The organism is Streptomyces sp. DSM 116793 (assembly GCF_057320905.1).
The window spans coordinates 278,078-292,241 of the sequence record NZ_CM170494.1; the positions used below are offsets into that span (position 1 = coordinate 278,078).

Below are 14,164 nucleotides of genomic sequence, written 5' to 3' on the forward strand. Positions count from 1 at the left end.
AGGTTGACACCCACACCATCGTCAACCCTGAGTTGACAGCAGGGAGCCGGGTGGGCGGCGGGGTGCCGCTCATGATCGACAAGATCGGGTAACCGGGTAGGAGCAGACCGACAGGCGATCGCAGACATGAGGAAGTGTGCTGATGCAGATCAATCTCTCCGGACGTACGGCGCTGGTCACCGGATCCACCCAGGGCATCGGGGCGGCCATTGCGGCGGGCCTGGCCCGCGCGGGCGCACGGGTCGGCGTCAACGGCAGGAGCAAGGACGGCGTGGCGCAGGCCGTGGCGCACCTGTTCTCGCTGGTGCCCGGCGCGGACTTCGTCGCCGTGCCGGCGGACGTGACCACCGAGGAGGGCGCCGAGCGGGTGACGGAGCTGCTGCCGCAGGTGGACATCCTCATCAACAACCTCGGCATCTTCGGCGCCCGCCCCGCGCTGGAGATCACCGACGAGGAGTGGCGGCGCTACTTCGAGGTCAACGTGCTGGCCGGGGTCCGGCTGACCCGGGCCGTGCTGCCCGGCATGGTGGAGCGCGGCTGGGGGCGCATCCAGTACATCGCCAGCGACTCCGCGGTGGCCATCCCCAAGGAGATGATCCAGTACGGGATGTCCAAGACGGCGCTGCTCGCCGTGGGTCGGGGATTCGCCAAGGAGGCCGCGGGCACCGGGGTGACGGTGAACTCGGTGATCGCGGGTCCCACCCACACCGGAGGCGTGGAGGACTTCGTCTACGAGCTGGTCGACCGCGACCTGCCCTGGGACGAGGCCCAGCGCGACTTCATGCGCACGTACCGGCCGCAGTCCCTGCTGCAACGCCTGATCGAGCCGGAGGAGATCGCGAACATGGTGGTCTACCTCAGCTCGGACCAGGCGTCGGCGACGACGGGCGGCGCGCTGCGGGTGGACGGCGGCTACGTGGACGCGATCCTGCCCTGATCGTTCCCACCCTGACCGTTCCTGTCCGGTTCCGGGATACGCCCGGAGGCCACCGCGCCGGCCGACGCAGCGGTGACACATCCGATCGCCAGCCACTGCGGCGCCGTCAGGCGCTCGCCGAGCAGCAGCAGTCCGGCGAGCGCGGCCGCGAGGGGCTCCAAGCTCTGCATGACGCCCACCACCCGGACGGGCAGGCGGCGCAGAGCGGTCAGCTCCAGGGAGTAGGGCAGGGCCGCCGACAGCACGGCGACCAGCAGCCCGCTCGGCAGCGCGTCCGCCCGCACCAGCCTGTCCGCGTCGTCCGCCAGGGCGAAGGGCAGCGTGACCAGCGCGGCCCATGACAGTGCGAGGGCCAGCGGACCGCCGCCCGACATCGTGGCTCCTGCCCACCGGCTCAGCAGCAGGTAGCCACCCATCGCCACCGCCGCCCCCACGGCGAAGGCGATACCGGCGGGGGACAGCGGGCGGCCGGTGGGGCCGGGCAGCAGGAACAGCACGACCCCCGTCGTCGCCAGCAGCCCCCACACCCCCTCGCGCCAGCGGCGCGCCGTCGCAAGCGAAACCGCAAGGGGGCCCGTGAGCTGCACGGTCATCGCCACCCCCACCGGCATCCGCGCCATGGCCGGGTAGACGAGGTTCATACCGGCGATCGCCGTGCCGTATCCCAGGACCGGGACCAGGTCCGTCCACCGCGTCGGCAGGCGGGGACGCCACACCGCGAGCAGCACGAGTGCGGCGAGGGACAACCGCAGCGCCACCGCGCCGGCCGGACCGCCCGTCGTCTCGAAGAGCCGCTTGCCCAGCGCTTGACCGGTCTGCACGCTGACGACGCTGCCCAGGACCAGGACGGGCGCGGGCAGCGGCCGTCCCCAGGGGCGTCCGGACGCCGCCGCCGGGGGTCCTTCGGGGCCGTCAGGACGTGTGCGTGTCCCGGCCATGGGGACCTTTCCGGGTGCGGAGGGCGGGCCGCCACGCCGGGTCGGATATCTGTCCGCTCCCCTCCACCACCAGCCGTACCCGGGCACCGGTGCGTTCCGGCTCGAACCAGACCCGCAGCCGGCCGCACGGGCAGCGGGCGTACACGACGGCTCCTCCCATCACCCGGTGGCGCGAGACCTCGGTCTCCTCCGCACGCAGGGGCCAGCCGCACGCCGTGCACCGGTGCTGCTCCCGTTCCTGCCGCCGAGGATCGTCCTGTCCGTGCCGCTGTGGATGCTCATGCTGCTGAGGCCCTGTCATGGACCCGAGCATTCCGGGAGCCTATGTGCACGTCCATCGCAAAATCCGGCAGGGAACCGTGCAGAGGAGCTGCAAGATGGATCTGGAATTGCTGCGCACCTTCCGTGTGCTGCACGAGCAGGGCACCGTGACGGCCGCCGCACGGGAGCTGAGCCTCTCCCCCTCCGCGGTCTCGCAGCAGCTCAAACAGCTCGCACGGGACGTGGGCACGGCGCTCCTGGAGCCGGAGGGGCGCCGTCTGCGCCTCACCTCGGCGGGCCATGTCCTGCTCGGGCACGCCGACGCGCTGTGGGCCCAGTGGGAGCGGGCCCGCGCCGACCTCACGAGCCACGAGGAGAGCCCGCACCGGCTGCTGCGCATCGGCGGGTTCGCCACGAGCATCGGCTCGCTGCTCGCGCCGGCCGCCGCCGATCTGCTGCACTCCGCGCCGCCCGTCCGCACCCATGTGACGGAGGTCGACACGCGCGCGTGCTACCAGCAGGTGCTGTCGGGACGGCTGGACATCGGGGTGCTGCCGCCGCTGCCGGGCGTGCCTCCGGTGGACGACCCGCGGTTCCATCAGGAGCCCCTGCTGGACGACGTGATCGACCTGGTCGTCCCGGCCGGCCACCGGCTCGCCGCCCGCGCCGGCGCGGTCCTCCCCGACGCGGCCGCCGAGGACTGGATCTCACCGCACCACGACCACCACCAGCTCATCCAGGCACTGTGCGCAGCCGCCGGTTTCTCACCCCGGATGGTGCACCACGCGGACGACTGGCATGCGGTGCTGACGCTGATCGGCCATGGTCTCGGCGTGTGCCTGGTACCGCGCCTGGTGCCTCTCACCGGACACGCCCGGCTGGTCCGCGTGCCCCTCGGCGACCGCCCGCCGGTCGCCCGCCGGGTCATGACCTGCATCCGCACGGGAAGCCGGGACCAGCGCCCCATAGCCGAAGGGCTCAGGGCGCTACGGGCCCGGGCGGCGCAGGCGGTACTGCCGCCGGGTGCCCCGGCCGAGGCGCCGGGGACCGCCGGGCGGGCACCGGGGGCGCTGGAGGCGCCGGCAGAGCACGGACGAGGGGCCTGACGGCTCACTGCTCGTGCCGGACCGCAGTCGTTCCCCCGGGTCGTGGGGTCCCGGCGTCGCGGATGTTCCGGTGTCGTGGACGTTCCGGCGTCACGCGGAGGTTCTGGGGCCGTCGGCGTTCCGGGCAGCCGACGTTGTTCGTGTCCCTGTCAGACCCGCAGTGCCTTGTCAGACCCGCCGTGCCTGTCAGACCCGCTCCAGCGGCCGGTGCGGTGGCTGGGGCAGTCGAACGGTGATGGTGTCGCCGGGCCGCACCACGCCGCCCTCCTTCACGATGCTCATGATGCCGGCCTTGCGCACCACGGCTCCCGACTCGTCGCGGCCGACGACCTGCTTCAGCAGGCCGTCCTGGAAGTGGTCGATCTGGACACAGGGATTGCGCAGGCCGGTCACCTCCACCACGGCGTCGGGGCCGAGGCCGAGCAGGGTGCCGGCCGGCAGGCTCAGCAGGTCGATACCGCGGGTGGTGACGTTCTCGCCCAGCTCGCCGGGAGCGACCGTGAACCCGGCGTCGGCCACCTCGGTGAAGAGCTCCTCGTGGATGAGGTGGACCTGGCGGAGGTTCGGCTGCGTGGGGTCCTGCGCGATGCGTGAGCGGTGCTTGACGGTCACACCGGCGTGCACGTCCCCCTCCACCCCGAGACCGGCGAGCAGGGTGATGCTGTCCTTGTTCGGCTTGGTGAACGAGTAGGTGCCGTTGCTGCTGACCGCAGTCACCGTTCCGGTCATCCCTCGGGCCTCTCTTCCGTGACCTGCCCGGACGTCTCCCGCCCGGAGGGTGGAGCCGCACCGAGCCTAACCCGATCGTCCGCCGCAGGGCTCGTGCTCCGGCCACTGGTGACCTGAGTCGGAGATCCTCCCCGCCCAGTGCCACCGCGAGCGCGACATCCAGCAGGACCCTGCCCTGATCGTGCACCGCCCGGGCCTTGCTCCACGGCTCGAGCGCCGCCGGTACCGCCGCATCCAGATGCGGAGTCGGACGGCTGACGGGTCGGGGAGCTGACGCTGACGGCTCACTTGCGTCCGCGTGATCACCCACCGGCTCAAGGGCGTTCCCGGGGTGGAAGAGGGCGGATACCGCCTGGTGACCGATCTACTGCACGCGACGAAGTATCCGGCTGGGGAGCTGGCTGCGCTCTACCACCAGCGCTGGAAGATCGAGTCCGGGTACGGGGAGATCAAGACCCACCAGTGTGGGGCGAGGGTGGTCCTGTCGGGCAAGACACCAGAGAGGGTGCGTCAGCAGATCTGGGCGCGTCCGCTGGTCCACCACGCCTTGCGAGTGCTGATGTCGTGAACGGCTGCCGCCCGCCGGATCGATCCCGATCGTCTCTCCTTCACCGGCATCCTGCGGGCCGCCCGCCGCAGCGTCACCACTGCGCCAGGGATCTTCCCTACCAGGTGCCCCGCGCCGTGAGGAACTCCAGCACCGGTGGTGTGGCGACGTCCGCGAACTCCTCGAAGTAGGCGTGCCGCGCACCGGGGACGAGGTGCAGGCGGGCGCCGGGGATCCGGCCAGCGATCAGGGGGGCGTTGGCGGTGGGGTTGAACGTGTCGTCCGTGCCGTGCACCACGAGGGTGGGCGCGGCGATGCGGGGCAGCGCGTCCCACGCGTCGTGCCGCGCGCTGGCCTGCAGGTGACGGCGGCGGGCGTGGCCCGGCATCGTCGGGTCGCCGAGGGTGTGGAACGGGCCGTCGTGGGTGGCGAGCCAGCCGGGTGTGTACATCAGCTCGAGCAGGGTGCGCCGCGCGGCGGCCGCGTCGGGCTGGGCCAGGGCGCGCCGTATCCCGGGGCCGCGTTCCACACCGTGCGGGGCGCCGGGCGAGGTGCAGCCGAGCACCAGCCGGTCCACGCGCTCGGGATGGTCGGCGGCGATCCACTGCGCGACCCGGCCGCCCATCGACGTGCCGTAGACATGAGCGCGGTCGATGCCGGCGTGGTCGAGCACGGCCAGCACGTCGCGGGCGAACCCGGGGGTGCTGTAGGTGTCGGTGTCGGGCCGGTCGCTGCCCCCGGTGCCGCGGTAGTCGAGGACGACGGTGGAGAACTCGGCCGCGAAGGCGTCCCGGACGGAGTCCCACCAGTGCAGGTCGTTGGACTGGCCGCTCAGCAGGACCAGGGGCCGGCCCGCGCCGTGGACCTCGTAGTGGAGCGCGGCGCCGTCGGCCGCCCGTGCGTGAGGCATGATGCGGCTATTTTCACACCTGCCGGGGACGCGACGCACCCGCCCCGCTCCCCCGCGCCTTCCGTGCCTTCCGCGCCGGGTGGGACCGCCACCGTCCCCACGCCGCGGACCTGCCGAGTTCCCATGCTGCGGAGCCGGGCTCCCGTGCGGCGGGAGCGGGTGGCCGGCAGCGGAACGCCCACGGAGGACCGGCCCTCCGTGGGCGTCCGTGCGCCACCGGGTCCTGAGTGTCACCGGTGCTGCGTGTCACCGGTGCTGTGCGCCACCAGCCCTGTGCGCCACCGGGTGCTGTGCGCCGCCGGGTTCTGCGCCACGGTCCGATGGGGCGGAGACCGTCGGCGGCCTCGGGGTTACTGGTACCTGATGTCCGAGGCCGCGTAGAGACAGTTGGTGCTGTCCGGACCGCTGCCGATCTCACTGGGCTCGCCGTCGGTGACGCCCCTGTACTTCAGACACGGGACGATCTTGTGGCTGCTGTCGCCGATCACGGTGATGCCGGAGAGCCGGGCCGTGTCGCCGTAGTTGGTGTTGATGCCGACGATGGCCTTGCCGGGCGCGGTGACCGTGACGTCCTGGACCTGCACGTGCCGGGCGTACTGCGAGCTGCAGTTGCCGCAGGACCGGTAGAGCTTGCCGAAGTCCTGGACCTGGAAGTTCCGGATCACCATGGTGCCGGGGCCGTTGTGCTGGAAGACCTTGTCGCTGGCCTTGCGGGCGCCGCCGCCGTCGATGGTCATCGTCTGCGACGACGACTTGCCCTTCAGCGTGGCGGCGTCCTCGCCGACGTCCTCCCACCACACGTTCTTCAGGGTGCAGGTGCCCTCGCAGTGGATGCCGTCCGCGGCGGGCGAGCCGATGACGACGTTCTGCAGGGTGGCGCCGTTCGCCAGGTCGAAGAGCGGGTCCTGGCCCTCGTCCTGGCCGCCGTCGCCGAGGTCGCCGCTGCCTACGTAGCGGACCATCCTGCCGTCCAGGGTGCCGCTGACCTGGATGGTGCTGCTCACGTTCTGCTGCCCCGTCGGGGTGGGCCAGGCGGCGGCCACCGCCTGGAGGTGGGGCCCGGGCGTCGCCGCCGCGGGCACCGCGAGCAGGGCCGCGGGCACGGCGAGTACCGGTACGAGAACCGCCAGGCCGCGCTGTCGCCGGTGGTGTCTGTTCGGTGTCATGTCGTCGCTCCTCAGAAGTGGGGGAAGGTGCGCCCGTGCTCGGCCGTGCCCCGGCTGGGCCGCTCGGCCCGCCGTCACGCCGCTGCGGCCCCGCCACCGGGCACCGGGAGGGCGTCCGGAGGGGGCCGTGCGGGACTGTGCCACTCGGGGCGTGGACATTCCCGCTCAGTGTGTGGACTCCGCCGATCCGTACCGGTGCGCGCCCCGCGCCGGACAGCGGTTTCCGGGCGCGTCAGCAGTACGGCGGCTGATCCGTCAGCGACGCCGCCACCCGCATCCACACTCCGAACAGCCGGTACAGGGCGGGCAGTTCGCCCTGCGCCTGCACGGTGCGGCTGTCGGTGGCGGTGACTCCCGGGATGCCCGTCAGGACTGCGGCCACGGACGCCGACTGCCAGCGGACCGCGAGGGTGGCCGAATCCGCCACCACGGGACGGACCTTCGGCACCGCGGACAGACCGGCCGCGACCGTCTCCTCGATGTCCCGGCGGGCCTCGGCCGGCGGACGCAACTCGGCGGCGAAGCGGTCCCGCGCGTACTTCACGGCCACGGTGAAGACCGAGCCGTCCCAGTCCGCCATCTCCGCGCAGGCAGCGTCGTCACCGGTGAGCGTCACCACGGGCACGCCCAGCCATGCGGCCGTGGCATGGGCGAGCGCGATCTCCCCCACCGGTCGGCCGTCCAGCCAGATGTCCTCGATCTCGTGCCCCATAAAGCTGTGGCTGAGCACGCCGAGCGCACCGGCTCGCGCGTGGTAGCCGACACAGATCATCGCGTCGTACTCGGGGGTGAGCCCCGCGAGCATGCCCATGGGCTTGGGCCTGCCCCGCACGAGGCGGGCCGGGGCGTGCAGGGCCTCCGGCAGCAGGTTGCGCATGGGGCCGTGCGCGTCGTTGACGACGATGTCGGTGGCGCCCGCGGCGACGGCACCGCGAATGGCGGCGTTCACATCCTCCGCCATCATCAGGCGCCCGCGCTCGTAGTCCCGGCCGCCGGGCTGGACGTCGGCGGCGTCCACGAGCCCGGTGATGCCCTCCATGTCCACGCTGATGTAGATCCGCACTCCGCTGCGCTCCCTCGCTCGGTCGAACCGGCAGACGCCGGTCCCCATTCGCGCACGCGGATCCGGCCTTCCGCGGTTCCCGCGGACGCCGCCGGTCCCGGCGGACGGCCGGAAACGGCCGGGACCGGCCGGTGTCACAGCGGTCGGCGCCACGGTGGCCGATGTGGGGAAGGAAGTCGGCAGGGCGGCAGGCGGCAGGCGGCAGGCGGCGATCACGGATACCGTGGGAGGAGTACGAACGGTACAAACCGCAGCATGATGGGCAGCCCACCATGGACCGTGCCGAGAATGCCGACGAGACGTACGAGGACCGCGACAGCCACGACGAGCAGCACGCCCGTGACGACCGGGGTGAAGCCGAGCCGGCCGGCGGGTACGAGGAGGACGCCTACGAGGCCTACGGGGAGGAGGCCGAGGCGTATCCGGACGAGGAGCTGCCGGCCCGGCAGCCGTCCGTGGAGCCGGATGTGTACCTGGACGTGCCGGAGGTCAAGGTAGACGAGATCGCTCTGGACGTGGAGGAGCTGCGCGCCCGGGTGTCGCTCCAGGCCGAAGTGCTGGACCTGCTGCGGCTCAACGTCGGCGCCGATGTCTCGCTGGGCGCGGTGCACCTGGACATCAAGGGGGTGTCGGCGCAGGCCCTGCTCAAGGTGCGGCTCGACAACGTCGCCGACGTCATCAGCAGGGTCCTGACGACGATCGACCGCAATCCGCAGATCCTGGAGCAGATCACCTCGGGCCTTGGGTCGGCGGCGCAGGAGGTGGGCACCGGAGCGCGGCAGGCCGTGGGCGAACTGGGCCAGGGCGCGGGGACCGCGGTGGGAGCGGTCGGCGAGCACGCCGGCGAGGCGGTGGGGCACCTCGGCAAGAGCGCCGGCCGGGCCGTCGAGGACGTGGGCCAGGGCGCGGGGCGCACCGTGGAGAGCGTCGGCGAGGGTGCGGGCCGGGCCGTCGAGGACGTCGGCGGCGGCGCCCGGGAAGCCGTCGGCGACGTGGGCGAGGGGGCGGGGAAGGCCGCCGGAGAGGTGGGCGAGGGCGCACGGCGCACCGTCGAGGACGTCGGCGAGGGCGCCGGGGAGGCCGTGGGCGAGGCGGGCAGGGGAGCCCGGGAAGCGGTCGACGAGGCGGGCGGTGCCGCGCGGGAGGCGGGCGGCCGGGCGGGTGAGGTGGCGGAAGAGGCCACGGACCAGGCGGCGGGGGCGGCCGGCGGGACCGCGGGCGCCGCTCGCAGAAAGCGCGCGGCCGCCCGGCCGGCCAGAAGGGCACCCGGCGGCGAGCGCCGCGCGGCCCGCGGCGGCGAGGAGCAGGCGCGCCGGGTGACACGCAGCCGGGGGGCGGAGGAACGGCCGGAGAGCCGTCCGCCGTGAACGCCGCCCGAGGAGGGCCCCACGGACATCGAGTTCACCTCGGACGTCCGGAGCCGTGAGCTGCGCTTCCGCGGCCCGCCCCGCACGGACGTCCGCTTCAGCGGCTCACCGGGCCACAGGTCGGTGAGCCGCAGCACCCGCGACAACCTGGACGAGCCGGTGGCACCCGACGTGCGCTACCGCGACGTCCGCATCACCTACCGCCTGTCCAACCGCCTCGCGCCCCCTCCGCCCGATGACGGCACGACGGAGCCTGGGTCCCCATAGGGCCGCGCCCTGTGGGGGCGCGGCCTGCCGGGGCGCGGGAAACCGCGGCCCCGGCCCCCACCGGCCGCCGGCCGGTGAACGGACCGCACGGGGCCTGCCCGAGACCCGCCGTCGGCGTGTCGTGGTGACGCGGGCCGTCCCCTGCGCCCCAGGGGCGAGGCCGCGCCGCCGACGGGGATGGCGACACCCGCCGGACGGGGCTGGGGGCGCCCCTGACAGACCGGGCGCCCCACGGCGGGGGGTCACGGCTTGCGTGCCACGCCCCCGTACACGTCCGTCGGCTCCGGGGTGGTCCCCGGCTCGGGGCGCCACAGCGGACAGGAGACGATCCCGGGCTCCAGCAGTTCGAGACCCTCGTAGTAGGCCGAGACCTGCTCGGGGCTGCGCAGGACGTAGGGGATGGCGCCGGTGTCGTCGTACCCCTGCTGGGCCTCCTGCAGCGCGGTGTCGGTGTCCGTGCTGTCGTAGTGGACGAAGTAGCTGCCGGAGGGCAGGGCGGCCTGGAGCGTCCGGACGATCGACTTGGCCTCCTCGTAGTCCTGGATGTGACCGAGGATGCCCATCAGCATCAGAGCGACCGGCTTGCTGAAGTCCAGGACGCGGCCGGCGGCCTGAAGGATCCGCTCGGGCTGGTGCAGGTCCGCGTCGATGTAGTCGGTGACGCCCTCCGCGGTGCTGGTGAGCAGGGCCTGGGCGTGCCGCAGGACGAGCGGGTCGTTGTCGACGTAGACGATGCGGGATTCGGGGGCGATGCGCTGGGCGACCTGGTGGGTGTTGTCGTAGGTGGGCAGGCCGGTGCCGATGTCCAGGAACTGCCGGATGCCGCACTCGGACGCCACGTGGGTGACGGTGCGGATCAGGTAGGCACGGGAGGCGCGCGCCATCGTCTCGATGTTCGGCGCGGTCTCACGGTACGCGTCGCCGGCGATCCGGTCGACTTCGTAGTTGTCCTTCCCGCCCATCCAGTAGTTCCAGATGCGGGCCGAGTGGGGAACCGATGTGTCGATCTTGGACAATGCGTCCTGGTCGGGTGTCGGCCGGGCGTCTGCCATGACGGGTCTCCTGCCTTGCACGATGCGGGTTCTGTCATCAACCTACCGGCAACTGCCGCGTGATCCACATGCGTTGCGTGCGCCGGCGGACGGCTCCCGGTCTGGTGAGGCCGTGCGCGCCGGCATCACCGGGGTGCACCCGTACCACGGGGACGTGCTGTGCCAGGGTGCGGAAGGCCCGTTCGTAGGCGGCCCGTGCGTCGGCGGCCTCGTCGTCCGTGTCGTCGAGGTGCTGGGCGGCGGTCGAGCGGTGGCCGTCCGCGGTCCTGGCCTGCTCCGGGACGCGGGGCTCGGTCATGTGGATCAGCGCCCCGTCGCGCTCGGCGACGGCCTCCGCGAAGTCCAGGGCCTGGATCCAGGTCACCCGGGAGCGCCCGTGCCGCAGAGGGCCGTAGACCAGCTCGCGGATGATGCTGCCGTCGACGGCGAGCCGCCCCGGGCCCGCGAGGAGTTCCCGGAACGGCTGGGTCGGGTCGAGGTGGTGCAGTACTCGGGAGGTGTGTCTGATCAGGAAGCCGTGGTGGGCGAGGTCGGCGAGCAGCGCGGCTCTGCTCAGGCCGTCACGGCCGTCGACGACCAGGGTGCGGTACCGGGTCATGGCCTCCTGGAGGTTCATCCGTGCCACTCCCCTTCGGAACTCGGCTCGCTGGATTCCGGGGCGGCACCGGGCCCCCGCCGCCCCCAGTGTGGGCGGGCGCCTCCCGCGGCGGGAGGGCATGCGGGGGTTGTCCGGTTGTGCGGCCGTAGTGGCGCGTGTGCAGGAAGGGTTGCGGAGCCGGGTGGGAAGGGGCTCGGAGCCGAGAGGTCGGGGGCGGCGGGCCGGTCCGGCCGGGCGCCGGGGCCTGAGCAGCCATGGCCGGCACGGCTACCGGGCGCGGACCGGTCGGCGGGGGTCGGTCAGGCGATCGGGGGGGGACGGTCAGGCGATCAGGAAGTCGGCGGCGCCGGACTTGACGCCGGCGAGGAAGGTGGCCACCTCGTGCCGGGAGTACACCAGGGCCGGGCCCTCGGGGTCGGTCGACTGGCGGAAGGCGACGCTGCCGTCCGGCAGCCGTTTGGCCTCGACGCAGCTGCCGCCGTTGGTCCCGCTCCAGGGCTTGTGCCAGCCCTCGGTGCCGAGGTCGGTGGCGGGCATGCCGCTGTAGATGGGGCCTTGGGATCCCATGGGTCACAACTCCTTACGCAGTTCGGCGAGGATCTCCGGGGTGCGGGCGACCGGCTCCGCCTGGACGGTCATCCGGTCCATGACTTCGAGGTAGGAGACGACGTCGCGCGGCTGGTCGACGTAGACCGCGCCGGCCACGCTCTCCGTGTAGACGACGTCGGGGAGTTCGGTGAACCCGAAGCGGAAGTAGTGGAAGGGTCCGTAGGCGCCGGGGTGCGCGCCGGCGGACGTCATCATGATCTGGATGCGCACCTTCGGCAGGTCGAGTGCTTCCACGAGCCGGTCGATCTGGGCCCGCATCACCTCGGTGCCGCCCACCGGGCGGCGCAGCGCGGTCTCCTCAAGGATGGCCCACAGGGCCGGCGACTCGGGCTTGGCGAGCAGGTCCTGCCGGCGCATGCGCAGGGCCACGCGGCGTTCGATCTCCTCGTCCGACTCGTTGGGGAAGCCGACGCGCATCAGCGCGGTGGTGTAGTCATGGGTCTGCAGTAGGCCGGGGACGTAGTGCGGCTCGTACACCCGGATGACGGTGGCTTCGCTCTCCAGGCTGACGTAGGCGCTGAACCAATCGGGCAGCACGTCGCGGTACTTGTACCACCACCCGGGCTGATTGGCCTTGCGTGCCATCGTGAGGAAGTCGTCGACCTCCGTGTCCGCCACCCCGTACGTACGCAGTAGTTCGCGCACATACGGGATGCGCAGGCCGACCTCCGCCTTCTCCATGCGGCGGACCGTCAGGGGCGTCACCTCGATGGCCGACGCGGCCTCCTCGAAGGACACCCCGGCCTGCTCGCGTAGCTGACGCAGGCGCTTGCCCAGGACCATCCGCAGGACGGTGGGGGCACTACCACCGGAGCGGCCGTCGCTCACGTGCTACCTCCCGGTCCTGTTGTCACAGCGAGCAGTCTGCCACGCCACCCTTGATACAAACGTACGCGCTGGGATCGACATGAAATTATCAGAATGCTGGTTGCGGAATGGTTGTGTCGCACCTCATAGTGAGCACGTGATCTGTTGCACACCCCGCTGCGGTTCACCAACCCGGCGTGCCCGGGGCGGGGTTGGCGCTGTGTGAGCTTGGTCGTCTCCGCTGCCGTTGCTGAAACCGGGGGGTTCTGGGGAGCGGGGCGGCCGGGAGCGGCCCGGTCTGTTTGCATGACGGACCGGGCCGCATGGGACCGTGATGCGAGACCTGGATGGCCACCGTGACCAACGGACAAGCAAGGAACCCTGCGAAGGGTGCCGGTGGGACCAACAAGGCACTGGCGGCCGCGCTCAAGGACGCCGGGTGTTCCTATGCCTCGCTGGCCCACCGCGTCAATGAACTGGGCCGCCGGCAGGGCTCCGAGCCGCACTACGACAAGGCGTCCGTCACTCGCTGGCTCCAGGGGCAGCAGCCCCGGGGCAACACTCCAGAACTCATCGCGGCCGTGCTTTCCGAGCGCCTCGGCCACTCGGTCTCCCCCGCGGACCTCGGCTTTCTCACCGATCAGCAACGCCCGGTGGTGAGCCGGGCACTCGTCTACGGCGAGGACGTGGGGGAGACCTTGCACACACTGGCAGAACTCGGCTCGACCGATATCTCCCGGCGCACCCTGCTGGGTACCGTGCCCTTTGTCGCGGGAGCCCTGACCAGCCCTCAGCGCGCCTGGCTGCTCTGGCTCGTGGAACACATCGAGGAGGCCGGGCCCGGGGGGGCCGCCCAGCTCGCGGCGGTGTCGTCGAGCGGTCCGGTCGAGCAGGTCCACGCGATGATCAGCATGTTCGACCAGATGGACAACAACTACGGCGGCGGCGGAGTGCGCACCAGCATCGTGCACTACCTCGCCACGGAGGTCGTCCCGATGCTGCAGCAGCGCGGGGCGCCGTCGCACCAGCAGCGGCAGCTCTTCGCGGCGGCGGCACGGCTTGCGGCCATGGCCGGCTGGAGCTCGTACGACGCCGGGGAGTACGGCCTGGCGCAGCGCTACATGACCCAGGGCCTGCGGCTGTGCGCCGAAGGGCGGGACCGTGTGCTGGGCGGTCAGATCCTGGCCGGGATGTCACACCTGGCCACCAACCTCGGCCGGCCCGACGAGGGCGTGGCGCTGGCCAGGGCCGGCATCGCCACGGCCAGGCCCGGCGGCAGCCCGCTAGGCCTGATGCGGCTGTACGCGATGGCGGCCCGCGGGCACGCCGCGCAGGGCCACCGCCGCGAGGCGTGCGAGGCGCTGCGGGCCGCGGAGGACCAGTGGGAGGCCAGCCGGGGCCCGGCGTACGAGTCGCCCTGGGTGCGCTTCCTCGACCACCACTACCTGCAGGCCGAGGCCGCCGTGTGCTATCGGGACCTGGGCCTTGCGGCCGACGCCGAGCGGATGGCCGGGGAGTCGGTGAGCGCCAACGCCGACCGGCGCCGCCGCCAGGCCATCAGCCGGTCCGTGCTGGCCACGGCCCACCTCCAGCAGAACCGTCTCGACGAGGCGATAGGCACCGCCACCGAGGCGCTGGACACCCTCGGCTCGGTGCACAGCGAGCGTTCCATCCAGGCCCTGCGCGACTTCCGTATGCGCCTGGAACCCCGCCGCAAGGAGCCCCTCGTCCAGGAATTCGAGCGCAGGTCGCGCGCGGTGCTCGGCATGGCGGCCTGAGCGGCGCGGTGGGGTGCGCCAGGGCGAAC

16 protein-coding genes are annotated in these 14,164 nt (G+C 72.5%); 6 read left to right on the top strand and 10 right to left on the bottom strand.

The genetic code is table 11. The features are described 5' to 3' along the window. Positions 1–142: 142 nt before the first annotated feature. Positions 143–937: an SDR family NAD(P)-dependent oxidoreductase gene (locus ACSMXW_RS01215; RefSeq protein WP_485803274.1), complete on the top strand. Its 795-nt coding sequence runs from the start codon at positions 143–145 to the stop codon at positions 935–937. Here ACSMXW_RS01215 and ACSMXW_RS01220 read toward each other — a convergent pair. Both ACSMXW_RS01220 and ACSMXW_RS01225 read right to left on the bottom strand, forming a co-directional pair. After that, a complete protein-coding gene (locus tag ACSMXW_RS01220) occupies positions 913–1,875 on the bottom strand; it encodes an EamA family transporter (RefSeq protein ID WP_485803276.1) in 963 nt (320 codons plus the stop codon). The two genes, ACSMXW_RS01215 and ACSMXW_RS01220, sit on opposite strands and share 25 nt — an antisense overlap. Further along, on the bottom strand, positions 1,850–2,176 hold the full coding sequence (locus ACSMXW_RS01225; protein WP_485803278.1) for a hypothetical protein: 327 nt from the start codon (positions 2,174–2,176) through the stop codon (positions 1,850–1,852). The genes ACSMXW_RS01220 and ACSMXW_RS01225 overlap by 26 nt, the downstream gene beginning before the upstream one ends. A gap of 76 nt (positions 2,177–2,252) precedes the next feature. Between ACSMXW_RS01225 and ACSMXW_RS01230 the strand changes: the two genes are divergently transcribed. Continuing rightward, positions 2,253–3,242, top strand: a complete 990-nt coding sequence (locus tag ACSMXW_RS01230; protein WP_485803280.1) for a LysR family transcriptional regulator — start codon at positions 2,253–2,255, stop codon at positions 3,240–3,242. 186 nt (positions 3,243–3,428) lie between these two features. On the opposite strand, the gene ACSMXW_RS01235 is transcribed toward ACSMXW_RS01230, so the two are convergent. Then, positions 3,429–3,971 carry an MOSC domain-containing protein gene (locus ACSMXW_RS01235; RefSeq protein WP_485803282.1) on the bottom strand — a complete coding sequence of 181 codons (543 nt, stop codon included), beginning with the start codon at positions 3,969–3,971 and terminating at the stop codon, positions 3,429–3,431. A 298-nt stretch (positions 3,972–4,269) separates the two neighbouring features. Between ACSMXW_RS01235 and ACSMXW_RS01240 the strand changes: the two genes are divergently transcribed. Further along, positions 4,270–4,539, top strand: coding sequence for a transposase (locus tag ACSMXW_RS01240; RefSeq protein ID WP_485803284.1), 270 nt, complete (start codon positions 4,270–4,272; stop codon positions 4,537–4,539). A 97-nt stretch (positions 4,540–4,636) separates the two neighbouring features. Here ACSMXW_RS01240 and ACSMXW_RS01245 read toward each other — a convergent pair whose 3' ends face one another. From ACSMXW_RS01245 to ACSMXW_RS01255, 3 genes are all read right to left on the bottom strand, one after another. Beyond that, positions 4,637–5,428 carry an alpha/beta fold hydrolase gene (locus tag ACSMXW_RS01245; protein ID WP_485803286.1) on the bottom strand — a complete coding sequence of 264 codons (792 nt, stop codon included), beginning with the start codon at positions 5,426–5,428 and terminating at the stop codon, positions 4,637–4,639. Positions 5,429–5,778: 350 nt separating this feature from the next. Then, entirely contained in the window at positions 5,779–6,594 is an 816-nt protein-coding gene (locus ACSMXW_RS01250) for a pectate lyase (RefSeq protein WP_485803288.1), read from the bottom strand. 232 nt (positions 6,595–6,826) lie between these two features. Beyond that, positions 6,827–7,657 (bottom strand): M55 family metallopeptidase, encoded by an 831-nt coding sequence (locus ACSMXW_RS01255; protein WP_485803290.1) that lies wholly within the window; start codon positions 7,655–7,657, stop codon positions 6,827–6,829. A 272-nt stretch (positions 7,658–7,929) separates the two neighbouring features. Here ACSMXW_RS01255 and ACSMXW_RS01260 point away from each other — a divergent pair, with 272 nt between their 5' ends. Next, positions 7,930–9,024 (top strand): hypothetical protein, encoded by a 1,095-nt coding sequence (locus ACSMXW_RS01260; RefSeq protein WP_485803292.1) that lies wholly within the window; start codon positions 7,930–7,932, stop codon positions 9,022–9,024. Between the two features lie 123 nt (positions 9,025–9,147). Next, a complete protein-coding gene (locus ACSMXW_RS01265) occupies positions 9,148–9,291 on the top strand; it encodes a hypothetical protein (protein WP_485803294.1) in 144 nt (47 codons plus the stop codon). Between the two features lie 242 nt (positions 9,292–9,533). Here ACSMXW_RS01265 and ACSMXW_RS01270 read toward each other — a convergent pair whose 3' ends face one another. From ACSMXW_RS01270 to ACSMXW_RS01285, 4 genes are all read right to left on the bottom strand, one after another. Then, the gene (locus tag ACSMXW_RS01270) at positions 9,534–10,343 is read right to left on the bottom strand and encodes an SAM-dependent methyltransferase (protein ID WP_485803296.1); all 810 of its coding nucleotides are present in this window, start codon (positions 10,341–10,343) and stop codon (positions 9,534–9,536) included. Positions 10,344–10,380: 37 nt separating this feature from the next. Next, on the bottom strand, positions 10,381–10,959 hold the full coding sequence (locus tag ACSMXW_RS01275) for a hypothetical protein (RefSeq protein WP_485803298.1): 579 nt from the start codon (positions 10,957–10,959) through the stop codon (positions 10,381–10,383). A 303-nt stretch (positions 10,960–11,262) separates the two neighbouring features. Beyond that, positions 11,263–11,508 carry a DUF397 domain-containing protein gene (locus ACSMXW_RS01280; RefSeq protein ID WP_485803300.1) on the bottom strand — a complete coding sequence of 82 codons (246 nt, stop codon included), beginning with the start codon at positions 11,506–11,508 and terminating at the stop codon, positions 11,263–11,265. 3 nt (positions 11,509–11,511) lie between these two features. Then, the gene (locus tag ACSMXW_RS01285) at positions 11,512–12,333 is read right to left on the bottom strand and encodes a helix-turn-helix domain-containing protein (protein WP_485808550.1); all 822 of its coding nucleotides are present in this window, start codon (positions 12,331–12,333) and stop codon (positions 11,512–11,514) included. 371 nt (positions 12,334–12,704) lie between these two features. Between ACSMXW_RS01285 and ACSMXW_RS01290 the strand changes: the two genes are divergently transcribed. After that, a complete protein-coding gene (locus ACSMXW_RS01290; protein WP_485803301.1) occupies positions 12,705–14,135 on the top strand; it encodes an NsdA family TPR-like regulatory protein in 1,431 nt (476 codons plus the stop codon). Positions 14,136–14,164 lie beyond the last annotated feature (29 nt).

Bases quoted from the DNA above. Each gene is read 5' to 3' on its own strand.
- ACSMXW_RS01225 (WP_485803278.1), bottom strand. From the start codon at position 2,176: ATGACAGGGCCTCAGCAGCATGAGCATCCACAGCGGCACGGACAGGAC.
- ACSMXW_RS01285 (WP_485808550.1), bottom strand. From the start codon at position 12,333: ATGGTCCTGGGCAAGCGCCTGCGTCAGCTACGCGAGCAGGCCGGGGTG.
- ACSMXW_RS01220 (WP_485803276.1), bottom strand. From the start codon at position 1,875: ATGGCCGGGACACGCACACGTCCTGACGGCCCCGAAGGACCCCCGGCG.
- ACSMXW_RS01250 (WP_485803288.1), bottom strand. From the start codon at position 6,594: ATGACACCGAACAGACACCACCGGCGACAGCGCGGCCTGGCGGTTCTC.
- ACSMXW_RS01215 (WP_485803274.1), top strand. From the start codon at position 143: ATGCAGATCAATCTCTCCGGACGTACGGCGCTGGTCACCGGATCCACC.
- ACSMXW_RS01230 (WP_485803280.1), top strand. From the start codon at position 2,253: ATGGATCTGGAATTGCTGCGCACCTTCCGTGTGCTGCACGAGCAGGGC.
- ACSMXW_RS01280 (WP_485803300.1), bottom strand. From the start codon at position 11,508: ATGGGATCCCAAGGCCCCATCTACAGCGGCATGCCCGCCACCGACCTC.
- ACSMXW_RS01290 (WP_485803301.1), top strand. From the start codon at position 12,705: ATGGCCACCGTGACCAACGGACAAGCAAGGAACCCTGCGAAGGGTGCC.
- ACSMXW_RS01275 (WP_485803298.1), bottom strand. From the start codon at position 10,959: ATGAACCTCCAGGAGGCCATGACCCGGTACCGCACCCTGGTCGTCGAC.
- ACSMXW_RS01260 (WP_485803292.1), top strand. From the start codon at position 7,930: ATGGACCGTGCCGAGAATGCCGACGAGACGTACGAGGACCGCGACAGC.
- ACSMXW_RS01235 (WP_485803282.1), bottom strand. From the start codon at position 3,971: ATGACCGGAACGGTGACTGCGGTCAGCAGCAACGGCACCTACTCGTTC.
- ACSMXW_RS01270 (WP_485803296.1), bottom strand. From the start codon at position 10,343: ATGGCAGACGCCCGGCCGACACCCGACCAGGACGCATTGTCCAAGATC.
- ACSMXW_RS01245 (WP_485803286.1), bottom strand. From the start codon at position 5,428: ATGCCTCACGCACGGGCGGCCGACGGCGCCGCGCTCCACTACGAGGTC.